Annotated in this window: 2 protein-coding genes; both read left to right on the top strand. The window is 40.2% G+C overall.

What is annotated here, in order from left to right; all coding sequences use genetic code 11:
- Positions 1-155 precede the first annotated feature (155 nt).
- Entirely contained in the window at positions 156-926 is a 771-nt protein-coding gene (locus FJ366_04420) for a hypothetical protein (GenBank protein ID MBM3894811.1), read from the top strand.
- 433 nt (positions 927-1359) lie between these two features.
- The gene (locus FJ366_04415; GenBank protein ID MBM3894810.1) at positions 1360-1668 is read left to right on the top strand and encodes a hypothetical protein; all 309 of its coding nucleotides are present in this window, start codon (positions 1360-1362) and stop codon (positions 1666-1668) included.
- Positions 1669-1725: the final 57 nt, after the last annotated feature.

The following is a 1725-nucleotide window of genomic DNA, read 5'->3' as shown; positions in this document are numbered from 1 at the left end:
ATTCGAAATTCCTCGGTATATCGCTTCCCACTCATGGCACCCCCTTGAAGGCCTAAATTTATAGGCTAGGAAGTGTCTAGTAAACCCGGGGCGATTCATTGTTTCTGATTTTCCTCGCTGCAATTATCTATGGCGCACTGTTGCGGCAGGCCCTCGTGGATCTTCTTGAAGTAAATCCAGACGCATCAGAGAATCTTTTTAATGTAATGAATGCCGCTGTCGTAAATGCCGCCAAAACAGTAATTGCTTCACCGTTTTCTTTTGTAAACAATGCGGTTACGACTTTGATTTTTATCGCTTCTTTAGCTTTTGGTATTCTCGTAAGCTATAAAGGGTACCGCAGAGATGATGAGTACCCGGGTTACGGTGAAGCAGACCGTACCAGAAATGCGTGCCAGAAGCAGTTAGAGGAAACTGAGACAGAGTTCTATAAACGGATCAGCGATTTCCATAAAAATCTTGAGGCGGATATAAGAAAAAAAGTTGAGCAGATTCGTGGGCGATGTGAGCAAATTATCAGCACGATCGAGGATCAGAAATTCATGATCAAGCATGCAGAACGAAAATTTAACGAAATTGAAAAAGCAGCCAACGGATGCCTCTCTATGTACCGCGCTGCAAACGAGTTTGTTCGTCACCAGCCTGCTCCAAAGTACTTTAAGCAAAAATTTACACTTGATGACCATTCGTATGAAAATCTTCCCAGGGTAAACGAATCAGATCTGGAAATCGAAAGTCTTCTGAAACACCATGTTCAGCAAATTATGGAGAAACTGAACGCTACAGTGAGCAAGCTAAATAACTTACAACATGAGACGCTCAGCTCACTTCAGGCTGAGCTTGGTGCGATAAGGAAAAAGGCGGTGGATGGAGATAAAACATTTCAAAATACTGATCAATTCTCTAAGCAAAATGAAGAATCATGAATATTTTTTATTTTCTTGTTGCCGTTATTTTTTTCGTTCCAGGGCAGTCTCTTGCTCGAAAGGATAAGCAATCTTGGTTTGAGGTAAGAAACGCATCTAACAAAGCCCCTCAATAAGTGGTGCTGTTTGATAAAACGGAAAGTTACGAAAAAGAGCTGATACTAAATATCGTTGAAAAGTTAAATGACGAGAAAGAGAAGCTTCCAGAGGGCACGCGCGTCAGTTTTTTACCTTCGATAAAGAAACTGGCTACCACGCATCTATATTTACTGACTCTTTTTGCGTTGTTGGAAATCTATCGGTCTTACTGTCTAATAAGCGCGACGTAAAGCTCCGCAAAAAGAAAGAAAATGATCGTATAAATCAATTTTTCATTTCTCAGAACCCAACCTCAGGCACCAATGGTAGTCCGATTGCGGATGCGCTTATATCTATGAGTTGTTCGCAGCTACTTGCAACAACCGCGTCAGAGATAAAACTAATCTTAATCAATGATTTGATTGAAAACCCTGAAAAAGTCCAGCTGGGATCAAAAAAACTCAATGTTGAAGAAGCAAATAAATTGGCAACTGATCTATCCGCAGGGCAAAAATTCTCGATTAAAACAAGCGTGACGGTTCTATACATCCAGCGGCAAAAGAATCTACTCACACAGTCTGGAGAGAGCCTCGAATTATTGTGGAAAAAATTTTTTAGACATCTCGGCGTAATCAGTGAAGTGGCTATCATTAAGATACAATAAATTCGTATGATAAACCTACTTGTAAAAAACTATAAAAAGATTTATTTCTCCTCTCTT

The organism is Candidatus Dependentiae bacterium (assembly GCA_016871815.1).
Taxonomy (GTDB): domain Bacteria; phylum Babelota; class Babeliae; order Babelales.
Note: the sequence above shows the minus strand (reverse complement) of the source record. Positions and strands in the feature narration are given on the sequence as shown.

Bases quoted from the DNA above. Each gene is read 5' to 3' on its own strand.
- FJ366_04415 (MBM3894810.1), top strand. From the start codon at position 1,360: ATGAGTTGTTCGCAGCTACTTGCAACAACCGCGTCAGAGATAAAACTA.